Annotated in this window: 17 protein-coding genes; 5 read left to right on the top strand and 12 right to left on the bottom strand. The window is 72.9% G+C overall.

What is annotated here, in order from left to right; translation table 11 throughout:
• Positions 1–32 precede the first annotated feature (32 nt).
• From ACIA6T_RS04710 to ACIA6T_RS04675, 8 genes are all read right to left on the bottom strand, one after another.
• Complete coding sequence (locus ACIA6T_RS04710) at positions 33–386, bottom strand: cytidine deaminase (RefSeq protein WP_399445092.1); 354 nt, start codon at positions 384–386, stop codon at positions 33–35.
• A 20-nt stretch (positions 387–406) separates the two neighbouring features.
• Positions 407–766: an MmcQ/YjbR family DNA-binding protein gene (locus ACIA6T_RS04705; protein WP_399445091.1), complete on the bottom strand. Its 360-nt coding sequence runs from the start codon at positions 764–766 to the stop codon at positions 407–409.
• Positions 763–2,073, bottom strand: a complete 1,311-nt coding sequence (locus ACIA6T_RS04700) for a hemolysin family protein (protein WP_399445090.1) — start codon at positions 2,071–2,073, stop codon at positions 763–765. Before ACIA6T_RS04700 ends, ACIA6T_RS04705 begins: the two co-directional genes overlap by 4 nt.
• Entirely contained in the window at positions 2,070–2,567 is a 498-nt protein-coding gene (ybeY, locus tag ACIA6T_RS04695; protein WP_073931956.1) for an rRNA maturation RNase YbeY, read from the bottom strand. The genes ACIA6T_RS04700 and ybeY overlap by 4 nt, the downstream gene beginning before the upstream one ends.
• Before the next feature lie 12 nt (positions 2,568–2,579).
• Positions 2,580–3,650 (bottom strand): PhoH family protein, encoded by a 1,071-nt coding sequence (locus tag ACIA6T_RS04690; RefSeq protein WP_399445089.1) that lies wholly within the window; start codon positions 3,648–3,650, stop codon positions 2,580–2,582.
• Between the two features lie 649 nt (positions 3,651–4,299).
• A complete protein-coding gene (locus ACIA6T_RS04685; RefSeq protein ID WP_399445088.1) occupies positions 4,300–5,421 on the bottom strand; it encodes a carbohydrate kinase family protein in 1,122 nt (373 codons plus the stop codon).
• 95 nt (positions 5,422–5,516) lie between these two features.
• Positions 5,517–6,824 (bottom strand): glucarate dehydratase family protein, encoded by a 1,308-nt coding sequence (locus ACIA6T_RS04680; RefSeq protein ID WP_399445087.1) that lies wholly within the window; start codon positions 6,822–6,824, stop codon positions 5,517–5,519.
• Positions 6,821–7,783, bottom strand: a complete 963-nt coding sequence (locus ACIA6T_RS04675; RefSeq protein WP_399445086.1) for a 5-dehydro-4-deoxyglucarate dehydratase — start codon at positions 7,781–7,783, stop codon at positions 6,821–6,823. Before ACIA6T_RS04675 ends, ACIA6T_RS04680 begins: the two co-directional genes overlap by 4 nt.
• Positions 7,784–7,893: 110 nt before the next feature.
• On the opposite strand from ACIA6T_RS04675, the gene ACIA6T_RS04670 reads away from it, so the two are divergent.
• The 5 genes from ACIA6T_RS04670 to ACIA6T_RS04650 all read left to right on the top strand — a co-directional run bounded on the left by ACIA6T_RS04670 (position 7,894) and on the right by ACIA6T_RS04650 (position 12,571).
• On the top strand, positions 7,894–8,676 hold the full coding sequence (locus tag ACIA6T_RS04670) for an IclR family transcriptional regulator (protein WP_399445085.1): 783 nt from the start codon (positions 7,894–7,896) through the stop codon (positions 8,674–8,676).
• A gap of 186 nt (positions 8,677–8,862) precedes the next feature.
• A complete protein-coding gene (locus tag ACIA6T_RS04665) occupies positions 8,863–10,197 on the top strand; it encodes an MFS transporter (RefSeq protein ID WP_399445084.1) in 1,335 nt (444 codons plus the stop codon).
• A gap of 95 nt (positions 10,198–10,292) precedes the next feature.
• Positions 10,293–10,646: a histidine triad nucleotide-binding protein gene (locus tag ACIA6T_RS04660; RefSeq protein WP_385049090.1), complete on the top strand. Its 354-nt coding sequence runs from the start codon at positions 10,293–10,295 to the stop codon at positions 10,644–10,646.
• Between the two features lie 6 nt (positions 10,647–10,652).
• Positions 10,653–11,558 carry a ribonuclease Z gene (locus ACIA6T_RS04655; RefSeq protein ID WP_399445083.1) on the top strand — a complete coding sequence of 302 codons (906 nt, stop codon included), beginning with the start codon at positions 10,653–10,655 and terminating at the stop codon, positions 11,556–11,558.
• 20 nt (positions 11,559–11,578) lie between these two features.
• Complete coding sequence (locus ACIA6T_RS04650) at positions 11,579–12,571, top strand: adenosine deaminase (RefSeq protein WP_399445082.1); 993 nt, start codon at positions 11,579–11,581, stop codon at positions 12,569–12,571.
• A gap of 274 nt (positions 12,572–12,845) precedes the next feature.
• Here ACIA6T_RS04650 and ACIA6T_RS04645 read toward each other — a convergent pair whose 3' ends face one another.
• The 4 genes from ACIA6T_RS04645 to ACIA6T_RS04630 form a co-directional block, all read right to left on the bottom strand.
• A complete protein-coding gene (locus ACIA6T_RS04645) occupies positions 12,846–16,088 on the bottom strand; it encodes a S41 family peptidase (protein WP_399445081.1) in 3,243 nt (1,080 codons plus the stop codon).
• A 45-nt stretch (positions 16,089–16,133) separates the two neighbouring features.
• Positions 16,134–16,658: a hypothetical protein gene (locus ACIA6T_RS04640; protein ID WP_399445080.1), complete on the bottom strand. Its 525-nt coding sequence runs from the start codon at positions 16,656–16,658 to the stop codon at positions 16,134–16,136.
• Positions 16,659–16,908: 250 nt separating this feature from the next.
• Entirely contained in the window at positions 16,909–17,649 is a 741-nt protein-coding gene (locus ACIA6T_RS04635) for a 16S rRNA (uracil(1498)-N(3))-methyltransferase (protein ID WP_399445079.1), read from the bottom strand.
• The gene (locus tag ACIA6T_RS04630) at positions 17,646–18,719 is read right to left on the bottom strand and encodes a nitronate monooxygenase (protein ID WP_399445078.1); all 1,074 of its coding nucleotides are present in this window, start codon (positions 18,717–18,719) and stop codon (positions 17,646–17,648) included. Before ACIA6T_RS04630 ends, ACIA6T_RS04635 begins: the two co-directional genes overlap by 4 nt.
• Positions 18,720–19,036 lie beyond the last annotated feature (317 nt).

Here is a 19,036-nt window from a genome sequence, read left to right as displayed (position 1 = left end):
CCGTCAGTAACAGACGGGTTCCCTCCACGGTCTCAGCCCGCGGTGACCGTCTCCCGGACCGTGCCGTCCGTACCGGCCACCAGGACCGGGGTCGAGGGGCCGCCGAGGTCCCGTACGGCCGCGCGGTCCTCGGGCGACGCCGACTCCGCCTCCGTCACCACGGCCGCCGCCTCCAGCGACTTCGCGCCGGACGCCACGGCCATCGCCACCGCCGTCTGCAGGGCGCTGAGCTTCAGGGAGTCCAGGGCCACGGTCCCGGCGACGTACGTCCGGCCGGTCTCGTCGCGTACGGCGGCCCCCTCGGGCACACCGTTGCGGGCCCGCGCGGAGCGGGCCAGGGTGACGATCTTGCGGTCCTCGGGGGCGAGCGCGGTGGTGTCGGTCATGATCCGAGCATAAGGGGGGTTCAGGGGCGGTCGAGGCGGAGGCGGTCCGCTCGTGGCAGACCGGCCACGACCAGGTCGTACGAGTCCTCGACCAGCTCCCGGACCAGACGGTCCGGGAGGGTGCCGTCCGCCGTCACCGTGTTCCAGTGCCGCTTGTTCATGTGCCAGCCCGGGACGATCAGGTCCGGGTGTTCGGCGCGGAGCCGAATCGCGTCCTCCGGGTCGCACTTGAGGTTGACCGTGAGGGGCTCGGCGTCGAGGGCGGTCAGGGCGAAGAGCTTGCCCCGGACCTTGAAGACGGAGGTCTCCGGGTTGAAGGGGAACTCCTCCACCGCCGCGTCGAAGGACAGGCACAGGGCCCGCAGCTGCCGCGGGGTCACTCCGGTTTCTCCTCCTCGTCGGCGGGCGGGTCCGCCGGGGCCACCGGCTCCACCAGCACCGTCACGATCTTGTTCCGGCGGCCGGCCGCCGCCTCGGCCGTCAGCCGCAGCTCGCGGGCGTCGGGGAGTGCGACCAGGGACGAGGCGCCCGCGATCGGCACCCGGCCGAGGTGCTTGGCGAGCAGCCCGCCGACGGTCTCCACGTCCTCGTCGTCGAACTCCTCCAGGCCGTACAGCTCGCCCAGGTCGCCGATGTCGAGGCGGGCGGTGACCCGGTAGCGGTCCTCGCCCAGCTCCTCCACGGGCGGCAGCTCACGGTCGTACTCGTCGGTGATCTCGCCGACGATCTCCTCGAGGATGTCCTCGATGGTGACGATGCCGGCGGTGCCGCCGTACTCGTCGACGGCGACGGCGACGTGGTTGCGTTCCTTCTGCATCTCGCGCAGCAGGTCGCCGGCGTTCTTGGTGTCGGGCACGAAGAACGCGGGCCGCATCGCCGTGGACACCAGTTCGCTCTCGGCGTCCCGGCTGATGTGCGTCTTGCGGGCCAGGTCCTTGAGGTAGACGATCCCGACGATGTCGTCCTCGCTCTCGCCGGTCACCGGTATGCGGGAGAAACCGGAGCGCAGGGCGAGGGTGAGAGCCTGGCGGATGGTCTTGTACCGCTCGATCACCACGAGGTCGGTGCGCGGCACCATGACCTCGCGCACGAGCGTGTCGCCCAGTTCGAAGACCGAGTGCACCATGCGGCGCTCCTCGTCCTCGATCAGCGACTCCGCCTCCGCGAGGTCCACCATCGCGCGCAGCTCCGCCTCGGAGGCGAACGGTCCGCGCCGGAAGCCCTTGCCGGGGGTGAGCGCGTTGCCGATGAGGATCAGCAGGTTCGGGATCGGTCCCATGACCCGCGCGAGCGGCACCAGGACGTACGCGGCGGCCGTGGCGGTGTTCAGCGGGTGCTGGCGGCCGATGGTGCGCGGGGACACCCCGACGGCGACGTACGACACCAGGACCATGATCGCGATGGCGATCAGCAGCGCCTCCGCGGTCCCGTCGAACTCGCGCAGGCAGCCGTAGGTGATCAGGGAGGCGGCGGCCATCTCGCAGGTGACGCGGACCAGCAGCGCCACGTTGAGGTAGCGGGTGGGGTCGCCGGCGATCTGCGCGAGCCTGACGCCGCCCCGGCGGCCGGAGCGTACGGCCTCCTCGGCGCGGAAGCTGGAGACGCGCGCGATGCCGGCCTCCGCGGAGGCGGCCAGCCAGGCGACGACGACCAGGGCGATCGCGCCGAGGACGAGGGTCGGACTCATGACACGGTCGGGGCCGGGGACGGGCCGGTGAGGCCCTTCTCCGCGCGCCAGCCGTCCACGATGGCGGCCTGCAGGCCGAACATCTCGGCCTTCTCGTCCGGCTCCTCGTGGTCGTAGCCCAGCAGGTGCAGCACACCGTGGACGGTGAGCAGCTGGAGCTCCTCGTCCATGGTGTGCCGCGTCTCCGCTTCCTGGCCCTGCCTGGTGGCGACCTCGGGGCAGAGCACGATGTCGCCGAGCAGCCCCTGCGGGGGCTCGTCGTCGTCCTTGGACGGGGGCCGCAGCTCGTCCATCGGGAACGACATGACGTCCGTCGGCCCGGGCAGGTCCATCCACTGGATGTGCAGCTGCTCCATGGCGCCGGCGTCCACGACGATCACCGAGAGTTCGGAGAGCGGGTGGATACGCATCCGCGCGAGCGCGTAGCGGGCGATGTCGAGGATCGCCTGCTCGTCGACCTCGGTTCCGGACTCGTTGTTGACGTCGATCGACATCTGGTGCTCGGTCTACTTCCCCTTGTGCCCGGACTTGCCCCGGCCGCCCTGGTGGGTGCCGTTCTGGGTGCCGTGCCGGCTGTCGTACTGCTCGTACGCGTCGACGATACGGCCCACCAGCTTGTGCCGGACGACATCGTGGGACGTCAGCCGGGAGAAGTGGACGTCGTCCAGGCCCTCCAGGATGTCCTGCACCTGCCGCAGGCCGGACTTGGTGCCGTTGGGCAGGTCGACCTGTGTGACGTCACCCGTGATCACGATCTTCGAGTCGAAGCCGAGGCGGGTGAGGAACATCTTCATCTGCTCGGGGCTGGTGTTCTGGGCCTCGTCGAGAATGATGAACGCGTCGTTGAGCGTGCGTCCGCGCATGTACGCGAGCGGCGCGACCTCGATCGTGCCCGCCGCCATCAGCCGGGGGATCGAGTCGGGGTCGAGCATGTCGTGCAGCGCGTCGTAGAGCGGGCGCAGGTACGGGTCGATCTTCTCGTAGAGCGTGCCCGGCAGGAATCCGAGCCGCTCGCCGGCCTCGACCGCGGGGCGGGTCAGGATGATGCGGTTGACCTGCTTGGACTGCAGGGCCTGCACCGCCTTGGCCATGGCGAGGTACGTCTTGCCGGTGCCGGCCGGGCCGATGCCGAAGACGATGGTGTGCTTGTCGATCGCGTCGACGTAGCGCTTCTGGTTGAGCGTCTTGGGGCGGATCGTGCGGCCGCGCGAGGACAGGATGTTCTGCGTGAGCACCTGGGCCGGGGTCTCCTGGCCGTCGCTCTCCCCGTTGTCGCTCGCCTTGAGCATGGCGATCGAGCGTTCCACTGCGTCCTCCGTCATCGGCTGCCCGGTGCGGAGCACCAGCATCATCTCGTCGAACACGCGCGAAATGAGGGCGACCTCGTTCGCGTCGCCGACCGCGCTGATCTCATTGCCCCGGACGTGGATGTCGGCCCCCGGGAAGGCCTTCTCGATCACGCGCAGAAGGGAGTCTCCGGACCCCAGCACGGTCACCATGGGGTGCTGGGCGGGGACGGTGAACTGCACTCTCGCCTGCCCCTGCGCGGGGGTGTGAGCTGTGGGTGTCTGAGTCATGGGCCGGCTCTGAAGGCCTGCGGATCCTCCTGGTCACGGCCGCCTGGCTGAGGGCGGCCTCGCGGTTCCCAGGGTACGACGGAGGAGTGACAACCCCGTAGGCCTTTTACACGACCTCTCGCCCACCGAGCCGCCCCCACACCCCGGACCCGGTGACCCGCGCCCCGGCCCACCCAGTCAGGACGACACCCGGACCCGTGACCCACTTCCCAGCCGACCGAGTCAGGCTGACACCCGGGCCCGTAACCCGCGCCCCGGCCCACCGAGCCAGAACGACACCCGGACCCGTGACCCACTTTCCAGCCGACCGAGTCAGGCTGACACCCGGGCCCGTAACCCGCGCCCCGGCCCACCGAGCCAGAACGACACCCGGACCCGTGACCCACTTCCCAGCCCACCGAGTCAGGCTGACACCCGGGCCCGTAACCCGCACCCCGGCCCACCGAGCCAGGACGACACCCGGACCCGTGACCCACTTCCCAGCCGACCGAGTCGGGTGGTGGGTGGGCACAGGCCGGGGGTCCAGGGGCGGGAGCCCCCTGGCGGGGGTGCGGGGGCGGAGCCCCTGCTGCGGGAGTGTGGGGGCGGGCCCCATACCGGGGACACGAGGGCGGGCCCCCATACGGGGACACGGGGGCGGGCCCCCGTATCAGGCCGACCGGCGGAAGCCGATCGTCGGCACGGCCCGCCGCAGCGGCCACGGCCGCACCAGTTCCCCCGAAATCAGCTCCGCCAGGAACTCGTACCGCCCCAGCGCCGAGGGGTCCTGCCCCTCGACCGACCGCACCCGACGCCACCACGCCCCGATCTCCGTCCACCCCGGCGCCGACAGCGACCCCCCGAACTCCTGGACGGACAGCGCCGCCGTGAGCCCCGCGAAGGCGAGCCGGTCGGCCAGCGGCCACCCCGCCAGCGATCCCGTGACGAACCCGGCGACGAACACGTCCCCCGCCCCGGTCGGATCGAGCGCCTCCACCTCGATCGCCGGCACCGACGCCGTCTCCCCCGTACGCCGGTCCACCGCGTACGCGCCCTCCGCGCCGAGGGTGACCACCGCGACCGGCACATGCTCGGTGAGGGCGTGCGCCGCCGTGCGGGGGCAGTCCGTGCCGGTGTACCGCATCGCCTCCTCCGCGTTCGGCAGGAACGCCTCGCAGTGCCGCAGGTCGGGCAGCGCGGCCAGGTCCCACGCCCCGGTGTCGTCCCAGCCGACGTCACCGAAGATGCGCGCGCCCTTGCGCGCGGCCTGCGCGATCCACGGCGCGCCGCGGCCGGGCGTGAGGGAGGCGACGGCGGCACGCGCGCGGGGCGGGCAGTCGGGGGCCGGTTCCCCGGGCGGAGGTTCGTGGCCGTGGGAGACCATCGTGCGCTCACCGTCGTACGCCATGGAGACGGTGACCGGCGAGTGCCAGCCGGGGACCGTGCGCGAGGGCGAGAGGTCGATGCCCTCGCCCTGCTCCAGCGCGTCCCAGCAGTACTCGCCGTAGTGGTCGTCGCCGAAGGCCGCCGCGAGGGAGGTGCGCAGGCCGAGGCGGGCCAGGGCGGTGGCCATGTTGGCGACGCCGCCGGGGCTCGACCCCATCCCGCGTGCCCAGGACTCGGTCCCGCGCGCCGGGGCGGAGCCGAGCCCGGTGAAGACGATGTCGAGGAAGACGGTGCCGGTGAGGTAGACGTCCCAGGGCGGGTCGTCCGGTGCGCGCAGGGCGGCGAGGGGATCGACCTGGGACGAGCAGTGCGGTCCCTCGACGCGTGCCTTCCCGGTAAACGCCATCACGGTGCGCTCCCTGACGTGGTGCGGTTCAGGCCAGTGTGCACCACACCACCGACAACGTGACGGCCGTCACTCCACGTCCACCCCCGGAAGGATCACCAGCGCGGCACGGCCGGTGTGACCCACTCCGGGTCGGCGACGCGCATGGCCGCCGCGTCGTCGCGGTCCCGCAGCGAGCCGTCGTCGTCGAGCCACCGCCGGTGGAGGACCTCCAGCCGGTCGCGGTCGAGCTCGACGCCGAGGCCGGGCGCGTCGGAGACCTTCACGGTGCCGTTCTCGAAGGTGAGGCGCTCGGTGAGGACGTCCTCCGACTGCCAGGGGTAGTGGGAGTCGCAGGCGTGGTGCAGGTCGGGCACGGTGGCCGCCACGTGGGTCATCGCGGCGAGGCTGATGCCCAGGTGGGTGTTGGAGTGCATGGAGACGCCGACGCCGAAGGCGCGGCAGACGGCGGCGAGCCGCTGGGTGTTGCGCAGTCCGCCCCAGTAGTGGTGGTCGGAGAGGACGACCTGGACGGCGTCCCGGGTGAACGCCTCCTTGATCTCGGCGAACGTCGTCACGCACATGTTGGTGGCGAGGGGCACCGAGGTGCGGGCGGCGACCTCGGCCATCGCCGGGGTGCCGAGCGCGGGGTCCTCCAGGTATTCGAGGACGTCCCCGAGCTCTTCGGCCACCTTCAGCGAGGTCTCCACGGACCAGGCTCCGTTGGGGTCGAGGCGCAGGGGGTGTCCGGGGAACGCGGCGGCGAGGGCGCGTACGGCCGCGATCTCCTCGTCGGGCGGGAAGACGCCGCCCTTGAGCTTGAAGGAGGTGAAGCCGTACCGCTCCGTGAAGATCCGGGCCTGCTCGACGACGCCGGCCGGGTCGACGGCGGCGCCCCAGTCGTCCTTCTCCGCGGTCACGCCCTCGGGGTGGCCGGCCCACTTGTAGAAGAGGTACGCGCTGTACTCGACGGCGTCGCGCACCTTGCCGCCGAGCAGGGCGTGCACGGGCAGGCCGAGGCTCTTGCCGAGGGCGTCGAGGCAGGCGACCTCGAGGGCGGAGAGCACGGACAGGCGCAGCTTGTCGGCGGTCTGCACGCCGCGCAGTCCGCCGACGTCGACCTGGCCGGAGACCTGGGAGGCGTCGACGGCCACCTCGTCGGCCTCGGTGAACAGCCGGTTCAGGTCGCCCACCTGACGGCCGACGAGCCGGTCCGCGAGGGGCCGTGCCAGGTCCAGGTACTTGGTGTCGCCGTAGGTCTCGCCGAGGCCGGTGGTGCCGTCGGCGGTGACCACCTCGACGATCAGGCGGGGGGTGTACGGCTGGTGGACGCCCTGGGTGTTGAGCAGGGGCGGGTCGGTGACGAGGATCGGCGTGAGGCGGACCTCGGTGACGGTCAGGTCGCGGGAGGTCGGCGTGGTCACAGGGCGGCTCCTACGAGGTCGAGTCCGGCGGTGAGGAGAGTGCTCAGGTCGGCGAGGTCGCCGGGGGTGGGGTCGGTGAGGGGGGCGCGTACGGGGCCCACGGGGCGTCCGCGCAGCCGGGCCGCCGCCTTCACCAGCGACACCGCGTATCCGGGGACGCGGTCGCGCAGTTCGACGAATGGCACGTAGAAGTCGCGCAGCAGCTTGTCGACGGTGCCGTGGTCGCCGTCGCGCAGGGCGGTGAAGCAGGCGTTCGCGATCTCGGGGGCGAAGGCGTGGACGGCGGAGGAGTAGGCGGGGACGCCGACGGTGGCGTAGGCGCGGGCCTGGATCTCGGCGGTGGCGGCGCCGTTGAAGAAGAGGAAGCCCTCGGGGGCGGCGAGGGTGAGGCGCTGGAGGCGGTCGAGGTCGCTGTGGCCGTCCTTGAGGCCGATGACGTTCGGCAGGGCGGCGATCCGCCTGAGCGAGTCGGCGGTGTAGGCGACCTGGCCGCGCTGGTAGGTGATCAGCGGCAGCCGGGTGCGGGCGGCGACGGCTTCGAGCTGGGCGACGAGGCCGTCCTGCGGGGCGGCGACGAGGTAGTGCGGCAGGACGAGGAGGGCGTCGGCGCCGGCCTCCTCGGCGATGCGGGCGAAGCGGGTGGCCTGCGCCCAGCCGTAGCCGACGCCGGCGACGACCGGCGTGCGGCCCGCGCTCTCCTCGACGGTGACGGTGACGACCTGCCGGTACTCGTCCTCGTCCAGGGAGAAGAACTCGCCGGTGCCGCAGGCGGGGAAGACGGCGCCGGGGGCGGTGGCGATCCGTTCGGCGACGTGGGCGCGGAAGCCGTCCGGGTCGAGGGAGCCGTCCTCGTGGAAGGCGGTGAGCGGGAAGGACAGCACCCCGTTCGCCATCCCGTCCTTCAGGCGTCGCGCCACGGCGGCCGTACCGCTCGGGTCCGTATCGGGACTCACCCTCACTCATCTCCCCATGTAGATGACATCCATGTATGAAAATGAAGGTTAGGTAGGCGAACAGGAGCCGTCAATGGCCCGGCCCGGTCCTCCCCCCGCCGGACTACGATCGGCGCATGCCGGAGACAGGGGGCGTGCGCGAGGTCAAGTCCGCCGCGCGCACGATGGAGGTACTGGAACTGCTCGCCGCGCGCGGTGACCGTCCGGCGCGCCTCCAGGAGCTGGCGGACGCGCTGAAGGTGCCGCGCAGCTCGATGTACGCGCTGCTGCAGACCCTGATCGCGCGCGGCTGGGTCCGCACCGACGTCACCGGCTCGCTGTACGGCATCGGCATCCGCGCCCTGCTCACCGGCACCAGCTACCTCGACTCGGACCCGCGCGTGCGGGCCGTACGCCCGTATCTGGACGAGGCGTCCGACGCGCTGGGCGAGACGATCCACATGGGGCGGCTGGACGGCCACGACGTGGCGTACCTGGCGACCCGCGAGTCGCACGAGTACCTGAGGACGATCAGCAGGGTGGGACGGCGGCTGCCGGCGCACGTGGGCGCGCTCGGCAAGGCGCTGCTGGCGGAGCGGCCGGACGAGGAGCTGCCCGAGGGGCCGTACGAGGCGGCCACGCCGAACACGCACACCTCGCGGGAGTCGCTGGCCGCCGATCTGGCCGGGGTGCGGGAGCGCGGTTACTCCGTGGACCGCGAGGAGGGCGTGCCCGGGATCGCCGGCTTCGGGTTCGCCCTGCGGTACGCCTCCCCCGCACAGGACGCCATCAGCTGCTCGGTACCGGTGGCCCGGCTGACACCGGAGCGGGAGGAGCGGATCGTCGCCGTGATGCGGGAGATCCGGACGAAGGTGGAGACGACGATTCCCGCAGGTGGCGGGGTCATTCACTGGCGATAGCGGACGCTGCTGCCCGACCTCTCCGAGCCTCAAACGCAAGAGTGCTCCAGATCACACCTCGCGCGCTCCCGTTGCCCTCCCCCCGCTTGATACAAATTGCCCGCGCGCTCCTGTCAGCCGACGGTCGTCGCCCCCTCCCTCCCCACGGTCCTCGCACCGTCCCTTCCGCACGCCCTGGGAACGCCCGTGTTCGCCCCCCGCACCACCCCCTGGCCCCTCGTCGCCCTTTTCACGGCCGGGTACCTCGCCCCGTATCTGCTGCCGACCACCGTCGGCCGGCTGGAACGCGGGCTCGGCCTCTCCGCCACCCAGGCGGGAGCCGTCGGCAGCGCGCTGCTGCTGAGTTCCGCGACCGCCGGGTTCCTGCTGGCGTCGCGCGTGGAGCGGGTCGGGGCGCGGACCCTGGCCCGGCTGGGCCTGCTGCTGGCCGCCGTCGGCTACGGCGGGGCCGCCCTCACCACCGCCGTACCGGCCGTCGTCGCCGGCGCGGTGATCGGCGGGTTCGGCTCGGGCACGGCCACGACGGTCGCCGCCACCCGGATCGCCGCCGAACGCGATCCGCACCGGGCGTCCGCGCTCGGGCTGCTCAGCGTCTCCGCGCTGGCGGGGGTGGTGTACCTGACGGTGCCGCGTCTGCCGGGGCACGGGCTCACCCTGGCCGCCATCGCCCTGACCGCGCTGGCCGTGTGGCCGCTGACGTCCCGGCTGCCGGCCGGCACGCCCGGTCCGCGCCGCACCGAGTCCGACGACACCGCCGCCCGGCTGCCGCACCGGCGTTCCGGCATGGTCCTGGCCGGCACCATGCTGCTGTGGTCGCTCGCCCAGAACGCGCTGTGGGGCGTGAGCGGGCGCATCGGGGTCGGCCAGGCGCACCTGTCCGAGCCGACCGTGGGTGTCGTGTTCGCGGTGGCGCTGGGCGCCGGGCTGCTGGGCGTCCTGGGCGCGGGCGCGCTGGGGTCGCGGCTGGGGCGGGCGCTGCCCATCGGCGGCGGCACGGTCCTCATCGCCGGCTGCATCGCGCTCAGCGCCTCCGCGACCGGGCTCGGCAGCTTCGCCACCGGTGAGATCGCCTGGAACACGATCTACCCGGTGGTGCTGTCGTACCTGATCGGGCTGGCGGCCTCGCTGGACCCGCGGGGGCGGTGGGCGGTGCTGGTCGGTTCGGCGTCGTCGCTGGGGACCGCCGCGGGGCCGCTGACCGGCAGTGTGCTGTCCGCGCAGGCCGGGTTCCCGGTGATGGGCGCGGTGCTCGCTGTCGGTCTGCTGCTGGTCGCGCTGCCGATGACCGCGGTCGCGCTGCACACCGGGGGGCGTCCGCTGCTGCCGGGCGCGGTCCGCCGCCGCGGTGGTCACCCGGCGGCGGTGGTCGCGGCGGCGCCGGGCACCCCGACGGGTACGGTCCCCGAGGTCGGCGCCCCGGAACAGCCGGTGGTGGAGATCCCCCTCGACGGCACCCCGGCCCCGGCCCAGCGCGCCTACGACACGGCGGCGGCCACCCGGGCACCGGGCGCCGCCCACTAATGCCTCCGTTCCCGCACCCGCTTCCGCCCTCGCTCCCGCGGGAGTGGGCGCGGGTACGATGCTTCGTACTTGATCAGCTGGCTTGAGGAGGGTTCATGGCTGGGGAGCCTCAGGACGACTGTCTGTTCTGCAAGATCGTCGCGGGGAGCATTCCGGCGACGATCGTGCGGGAGACCGAGACCACGGTCGCGTTCCGTGACATAAACCCCCAGGCGCCCACCCATGTGCTGGTGATTCCGAAGGCGCACCACCGGGACGCCGCCGCCCTCGCCGCCGCCGCGCCCGAACTCGCCGCGGACGTGCTGCGGGAGACGCAGGCCGTCGCCGACGAGGAAAAGCTGGAGAGCTACCGGATCGTCTTCAACACCGGCAGCGGCGCCGGCCAGACCGTCTGGCACGCGCACGCCCACGTCCTGGGCGGTCGCGGTCTCGAGTGGCCCCCCGGATAAGCCGCCTTGTCCGCACGCGAACTGGTGGTGCTCGGCACCGCCAGCCAGGTCCCCACCCGGCACCGCAACCACAACGGCTACCTGCTGCGCTGGGACGGCGAGGGCATCCTGTTCGACCCCGGCGAGGGCACCCAGCGCCAGATGCTGCGCGCCGGGGTCGCCGCCCACGACCTCAACCGGATCTGCGTCACCCACTTCCACGGCGACCACTCCCTCGGCCTCGCCGGGGTGATCCAGCGCGTCAACCTCGACAAGGTGCCGCACGAGATCACCGCCCACTACCCGCGTTCCGGACAGCGCTTCTTCGACCGTCTGCGCTACGCCACCGCCTACCGCGAGACCGTCGCCCTCACCGAGGCCCCGGTCGACACGGACGGCCCCCTCGACCGCACCCCCGGCTACACGCTGGAGGCGCGGAGGCTCTCCCATCCCGTCGAGGCGTACGGCTACCGCCTGGTCGAACCCGACGGCCGGCGCATGCTGCCCGAGCGGCTGGCCGCGCACGGCATCAAGGGTCCGGACGTCGGCCGCGTCCAGCGCGAGGGCGTGCTCGACGGGGTCCCGCTGGAGGAGGTCAGCGAGGTGCGGCGCGGGCAGCGGTTCGCGTTCGTCATGGACACCCGGCTGTGCGACGGGGTGTACGCGCTCGCCGAGGGCTGCGACATGCTGGTCATCGAGTCGACGTTCCTCGACGAGGACGAGGCGCTCGCCGTCGACTTCGGTCATCTGACCGCCGGACAGGCGGCCCGGGTGGCGCGGGAGGCGGGCGTACGGCATCTCGTCCTCACCCACTTCAGCCAGCGCTACACCGACCCGGAGGAGTTCGAGCGGCAGGCGCGGGCGGCCGGGTACGAGGGCGAGCTGACCGTGGCGCGTGATCTGCAACGGGTGGCGCTTCCGAAGCGTCGGTGAAAACGCCGTACGATATTTCGATGCCCGTACCAAAAGCCGAACTGCACCTTCATATCGAAGGCACCCTTGAGCCCGAGCTGGCCTTCGCCCTCGCCGCGCGCAACGGTGTCGAGCTGCCCTACGCCGACACCGACGCGCTCCGTGAGGCGTACCGCTTCGAGGACCTGCGGTCCTTCCTGAACCTGTACTACGAGCTCATGGCCGTCCTGCGCACCGAGCGGGACTTCGAGGACCTCGCCGACGCCTACCTCGCCCGTGCCGCCGCGCAGGGTGTGCGGCACGCGGAGATCTTCTTCGACCCGCAGGCGCACATGGCGCGGGGGGTCGGCATGGGCACGGTGGTCGAGGGGCTGTGGCGGGCGCTGGGCAGGAGCGAGGAGACGCACGGTGTCTCGACCCGGCTGATCATGTGTTTCCTGCGGGACGAGTCCGCCGGGTCGGCGCTGGCGACGCTGGACGCCGCGAAGCCCCATCTGGACCGGATCACCGGGGTCGGACTGGACTCGGCGGAGGTCGGGCATCCGCCGGTGAAGTTCCGGGAGGTGTACGAGGCCGCCGCCGCGCTGGGGCTGCGGCGCGTGGCGCACGCCGGTGAGGAGGGGCCGCCGGAGTACATCACCGAGGCGCTGGACGTCCTCGGCGTGGAGCGGGTCGACCACGGGCTGCGGTGTGTGGAGGACCCGGCGCTGGTGGAGCGGCTGGTGCGGGAACGCGTGCCGCTGACGCTGTGCCCGCTGTCCAACGTGCGGCTGCGCACGGTCGACGTCCTTGCCGACCACCCGCTGCCCGCGATGCTCGACGCCGGTCTGATGTGCACGGTCAACTCCGACGACCCGGCGTACTTCGGCGGCTACGCCGGGGACAACTTCGACGCGGTGCGCGAGAGTCTGGGCCTCGGCCCGGAACGCCTGCGCGAACTGGCCCGCAACTCCTTCCTGGCCTCGTTCCTGGAGGACGACGAGGATCTGCGGGCCCGGTACCTCGCCGAGGTGGAGGCGTACGACTTCGCCTGAACGGGGTGGGTTTCGCTTACCGGCGTCCACGGGGTGCCGTCGCGCCCACCCCCGCAACTGCGGGCAGTCGTGCCGCTGGGGCGGCGCCCCACCCCCATAGCTGCGGGCACTCGCGCCGCCGCAACTGCGGGCAGTCGTGCCTCCCCCGGTGCCCGAAGGGCCTGGGAGGTACCCCCAGACGGCACGGGTGGGCGATGGGGGTCCCCCCGCTCGAGCGGAGCCGAGAGTGGGGGAGGTACCCGGCAGGCGCCGGGCCGCGCGACCCACCCCCGGCTCACGACAACACCGGCGGCACCTTCGCCGGCGTCGACTCCAGCGCCTCCAACGCCAGCCTCACCGCCGCGTCCAGCTGCACGTCCCGCCCCGCCGCGTAGTCCTGCGGCCGCTGCACGACCTCCACGTCCGGATCGACCCCGTGGTTCTCCACGTCCCACCCGTACCCCTCCAGCCAGAAGGCGTACTTGGGCTGGGTCACCAGCGTCCCGTCGACCAGGCGGTACCGGCTGTCGATGCCGATCACCCCGCCCCACGTCCGGGTACCGACCACCGGCCCGATCCCCAACGCGCGGATCGCCGCGTTGACGATGTCCCCGTCGGACCCGGAGAACTCGTTGGCGACAGCCACCACCGGCCCCCGGGGCGCGTCCCGCGGATAGCTCTCCGCCCGCATCCCGCGGGGCAGGTCCCACCCCACGACCCGCCGGGCCAGCTTCTCCACCACGAGCTGCGACGTGTGCCCGCCCCGGTTCTCCCGCACATCCACGACGAGCCCCTCCCGCAGCACCTCCACCCGCAGGTCACGATGGATCTGCGCCCACCCGGGCGCCTGCATGTCGGGAACATGGATGTACCCCAGCCGCCCGCCGGACCTCTCCAGCACATACGCCCGCCGGCCCGCGACCCACGCGTGGTACCGCAGCGGCTCCTCGTCGGCGAGCGGCACCACCACCGCGTGCCGCGGCTCGCCGCCCCCCGCGGGCGACACCGTCAGCTCCACCGGCTTCCCCGCCGTCCCGACCAGCAGCGGCGCCGGTCCGGTCACCGGATCGACCGGCTGCCCGGCGACGGCGACGATCGCGTCCCCCACCCGTACGGCGACCCCCGGCGCGGCGAGCGGCGACCGGGCGTCCGGGTCGGACGTCTCCGCGGGCAGGATCCGGTCCACCCGCCAACCGCCGTCCTCGTGCCGGGAGATGTCCGCCCCGAGCAGCCCCTGCCGCGCCCCGTCGCCGTAGCCGCCGCGCGGGATGACGTAGGCGTGCGAGGTGCCGAGTTCGCCGTGCACCTCCCACAGCAGGTCCACCAGGTCGTCGTGGGTGGCGAGCCGGTCGAGCACGGGCCGGTAGCGGTCCAGGACCCCGTCCCAGTCCACACCGTTCATGTCGGGACGCCAGAAGTTGTCCCGCATGATGCGGCCGTTCTCGTCGAACATCTGCCGCCACTCGACGGCCGGGTCGACGAACTGACGTACGCGGTCCAGGTCGACGGTGATGTTGGTGTCGCTGTCGTCGTCGCCGGAGGCACGCCGGTCGCTGGGTACGACCTTCAGCCGCCCGTCGGTCCACAGCAGCACCCGCTTGCCGTCGCCGCTGACCTCGAAGTGGTCGGCGTCCACGGCCAGGTGCTCGACGCGCTGCTGGGCCAGGTCGTAGCGCTCCAGGTCGGTCTTGGGGTCCGGGTCGTCGGGCGTGGCGCGGGACGCGCCGAGCACACCGCGCACCGGGTGCCGCAGCCACAGCACGCCGTCCTTGGCGGCGCGCAGGTTGGTGTAGCGGGCGGCCTCCACCGGGAACGGCACGATGCGGTCGGCGAGACCGTCGAGGTCGATCCGGGTGGTGGGGGTGCCCTCGCTGTCGGGTGTCTCGTCCCGGTCCGGTGTCTCGAAGGGCCTGCCGTGCCGCTGCGGGCCGAACGGCGACGGGGTGGTCGCCGCGAGGGTGATCAGGTACGGGCGTACGCCCTCGACGAAGGCCAGGTCGAAGACGTGCTCGTCGTAGACCGGGTCGAAGGAGCGGGTCGACAGGAACGCGAGGTGCTTGCCGTCGAGGGTGAAGGCGGGCGCGTAGTCCTGGAAGCGCAGCGGGGTCGCCTCGGTGACCGACAGGTCGGTGGTGTTGGCGAGCTTGAGCTGGCTGAGCGGGCGCGGGCCGGGGTGGGACCAGGCGAGCCAGGAGGAGTCGGGCGAGAAGACCAGCCCGGAGACGTCGCCGTCCTCGCTGCGGTCGACCTCGCGGACCTCGCCGGTCTCCCGCTCGACGAGAAGGACCCGGCCGTCGTGGGAGGCGACGGCGGCGCGGCTGCCGTCGGGGGCCATGGCGAGTCCCACGACGCGGCCCAGCCGCCCGGCGGCGATCCGGCGCGGGGTGGCGCCCGGGGCGAGTCCGGTGGCGGGGGCGAACTCCAGGGCGTCGTCGCCCTCGGCGTCGGTCACCCACACCACCCACTCCTCGCCGTCCGCGCGGAAGGTGCGGGGCCGCCGGGCCCGTACGCCCGGGGTAGCGGCGAGCGCGCGGGCGGGGCCGGCGCGGTGGGTGACCCAGTGGACGGTGCCGCGCACGCAGACGGCGCTGCCGCGCGCGGTGTGGTCGGGGGCCGCGGCGCCGAACCAGCGGGCTGCGTTCACCGGGAACGGCTGGAGGTCGACGCGCTGTCCGCCGAGCCGGATGTCGAGGCGGCGCGGCCCGTCCCCGTCGAGGCCGTCAAGGAGCCACAGTTCACCGGCGCTGGAGTAGACGACGCGGGTGCCGTCGGTGGATGCGTGGCGGGCGTAGAAGCCTCCCCCACTCTCGGCTTCGCTCGAGCGGGAGGTGCCCCCAAGGGGGGTGTGCCGGCGGAGGTCCGATCCGTCGGCGAGGGAGGAGTACAGGGCGCCGGTGCCCTCGTGGTCGGAGAGGAACGCGATCCTGTCCCCCACCCACAGCGGGCACTCGATGTTCCCGTCGAGGTCCTCGTGCAGCCGTACGAACTCGCCGTCGCCCTCGCGGTCGATCCACAGCTTGCCCGCCGTACCGCCCCGGTACCGCTTCCACCAGGCGGCCTCGCGGCTCATCGGCGCGGACAGCAGCACGGTGTGCGGTCCTTGGGCGACGTCGCCGACGGGGCCGTAGGGCAGGGTGGTGGCGGGGCCGCCGTCCAGGGGGACGGCGCGGGCCCAGGTGCGGCGGAAACTGGCCTGGCCCTGGGAGCTGGTCACCAGGACCCTGCCGTCCGCCGTCCAGCCGCGCGTCCGGGTGGTGGTGCTGCCCCAGTGGGTGAGGCGTCTGGTGGGGCCGCCGTCGACGGGTGCGATGTGCACCTCGGGGGCGCCGTCGCGGGTGGAGGTCCAGGCGACGGTGGTGCCGTCGGGCGAGATACGGGGCTGGGTCACGGGCACGTTGTCGGCGCTGACCCGCCAGGCCCGGCCACCGTCGAGCGGGGCGAGCCACACGTCGTCCTCGGCGGTGAAGGCGACCAACTCGCCGTGCAGATGCGGGAACCGGAGATAAGCGGCGGATGCGACCGATGCGGGCTGTGTCACCCGGTCACCCTACGCACGGGGGAGCTGCCTGGACAGGGGTTTGGATCACTTGCCCTCGACGGGGCGACAGGAGGGGTACTGCTCGCACCACACGGTCGTCGTGACGGTCACGGTGACGGTGGGGTTCGGGCCGCGGTGCGTGGGTTCGCCCACGCGCGGGGGGCTGGTGGAGTCGCAGTCGCCCAGGCCGTCGACCCGGAACACCTGCTTCCCGCCGACCTTCGCGGTGATGTTCCCGCGTACGCAGGCGCCGTTGACGGCATGGGTGATCCTGCCGGTGACGGTGATCTCCTTGCCGTCCTGGGTCTCGCCCTTGCAGTCGACGGAGGCGACGGTGTTCCGGCTCGCCGTGTCCTTGTCCCCGAAGGAGCCGGTGCAGCTGAGCCAGCGCACGTCGGCCTTCCGCTGGTTGAGCTCCTTGGTCACGGTCTCGTCGGTCGTGAACGCGACGGCCGCGGAGCTGAGTCCGCCGCCCTCGCACGCGGTGACGCCGGCTACGGCGGCCACGGCGAAGCCGACGGCGAGCGCCTGTCGTCGCCACCGACGTGGAACCCTTCTCATCGCCCCCATGAACGGCAGCCTGCCACCGTCACCGGCGGGGCGGTAGGGCGCATATGGCCACTTGGTTCTTCGCCCCCGCCGCCCCTTCCCGTCCCGAACCCGGGGCTCCGCCCCAGACCCCGCTCCTCAAACTCCCCCAGAGGGGGTACCCCCGGAGAGGCTGAAATTTAGCCCCTCCGGCGTTTGAGGAGCGGGGGTCCGGGGGCAGCGCCCCCGGGATGGGACGGGTAAGGGCGGCGGGGGCGAAGAAACCCCCAGGTCAGGACCAGCGCCCGGTACGCCCGAGCAGCAGCGCCGCCGCGGCCGTACCCGCCGTGGACGTGCGCAGCACACTGGGCCCCAGCCGCACCGCACGCGCGCCGGCCTCCTCGAAGAGCGCCAACTCCTCCGGGGAGACACCGCCCTCGGGTCCGACGACCAGCACGATGTCCCCGGAAGGGGGAAGTTCGGCGGTCGCCAGGAACTCCGTACCGCTCTCGTGCAGCACGGCCGCGAAGTCCGCTTCGGCGAGAAGTGACGCAACCTGCCTGCTCGTCACCGCGTCCGCGACCCGCGGGAAGCGCACCCGGCGGGACTGCTTGCCGGCCTCCCGGGCCGTCGCCCGCCACTTGGCGAGGGACTTCGCCCCCCGCTCGCCCTTCCACTGCGTGATGCAACGGGACGCCGCCCACGGCACGATCGCGTCGACGCCCACCTCGGTCATCGTCTCCACGGCCACCTCGCCCCGGTCGCCCTTGGGCAGGGCCTGGACGACGGTGAGCCGGGGTTCCTCCGGAGGTTCCTCGGCCACCGAGTCCAGCTGGACGATCAGACGGTCCTTGCCCTCGGTGCCGAGCACCACACAGTCCGCCCAGCGGCCCGCGCCGTCGGTGAGGACGACATCCTCACCGGCCCGCAGCCGCTTCACGGAGACGGCGTGCCGCCCCTCGGAGCCGTCGAGCACGTAACGGCCCCCGCCGCCCGCGTCGAAGTGGTCGACGACGAACACCGGCGCGGTCATCGGGCACCTCCCGCCGACAACGCCGTGCGGGCGGCGGCCAGTTCGGCGGCCAGCACCTCCACCAGTTGCCCGGCGGGCAGTTCGCGGGCCATCCGGTGGCCCTGCCCCGCCCACAGCGCCAGGCCCTGCGCGTCACCGGCCTTGGCGGCGGCCTTGCGCAAGGGCGCGGTGAGGTGGTGGACGTCCGGGTAGGCGGCGGGCGCGTACGGGCCGTGCTCGCGCAGGAAACGGTTGACCAGGGCACGGGCCGGGCGGCCGGAGAAGGCGCGGGTCAGCTCGGTGCGGGCGTACAGGGGATTGGTGAGGGCCTGCTTGTGCAGGGCGTGCGCGCCGGACTCGTGAGCGGCGACGAAGGCCGTGCCGAGCTGGGCCGCGGTGGCACCGGCCGCGAGGACGGCGGCGATCTGGCCGCCGCGCATGATGCCGCCGGCGGCGACGACCGGGATGCCGACCGACTCCCGGACCTGGGCGACGAGGGAGAGCAGTCCGACGCCGGAGCCGTCCGCCTCCGGGACGTCGCGGTGGGTGCCCTGGTGGCCGCCGGCCTCCACGCCCTGCGCGATCACCGCGTCCGCGCCGGCCCGTTCCACGGCCCGTGCCTCCTCCGCGGTCGTGGCGGTGACCAGCGTGAACGTACCGACGCGGCGCAGGGAGTCCAGGACCTCGCGGGCCGGCACACCGAAGTGGAACGACACCACCGGCACGGGGTTGTCCAGCAGTACGGCGAGCTTCGCGTCGTAACCGTCGTCCCGGCCGCTGTCGGGGTCGCCGAGCGGGGTCTCGTACCAGGAGGCCTCACCGGCCAACTGGTGGGCGTAGACGCCGACGGCGGCCGGGTCGGCCGTCTCCGGCTGCGGCAGGAAGAGGTTGACGCCGAAGGGCCGGGAGGTCAGTCCCCGTAGCTGCTTGATCTCCTGGTACATCCCGTCCGCGGTCTTGTACCCGGCGGCCAGGAAACCGAGCCCGCCCGCCTCGGACACGGCCGCGGCGAGCTGCGGCACGGCGACACCGCCCGCCATGGGTGCCTGCACGATCGGGTGCGGGCAGATATCGGTCAGTACGGAGGACATGACGGCATGTTGTCACGTCCCCCGACCAACACCGAATCTGCCCTTCCCCTTGGCATAAGCCACTTTTCGACAGGACGGCGGAACGGGCCTCAACGCCCGTCGAAGGCATCCTTCAACCGCGAGAAGAGTCCTTGCCGCCCCGGCTGACCGTACCTACCCGGGGGACGACCCCCGGACCCCCGGCAGCAGACCACCACCCGCGCGCGCCCGGCACCAACCGGTCAACGCCCGTCGAAGGCATCCTTCAACCGCGAGAAGAGTCCTTGCCGCCCCGGCTGACCGTACCTACCCGGGGGACGACCCCCGGACCCCCGGCA

The organism is Streptomyces sp. NPDC051740 (assembly GCF_044453165.1).
Taxonomy (GTDB): domain Bacteria; phylum Actinomycetota; class Actinomycetes; order Streptomycetales; family Streptomycetaceae; genus Streptomyces; species Streptomyces atrovirens.
Note: the sequence above shows the minus strand (reverse complement) of the source record. Positions and strands in the feature narration are given on the sequence as shown.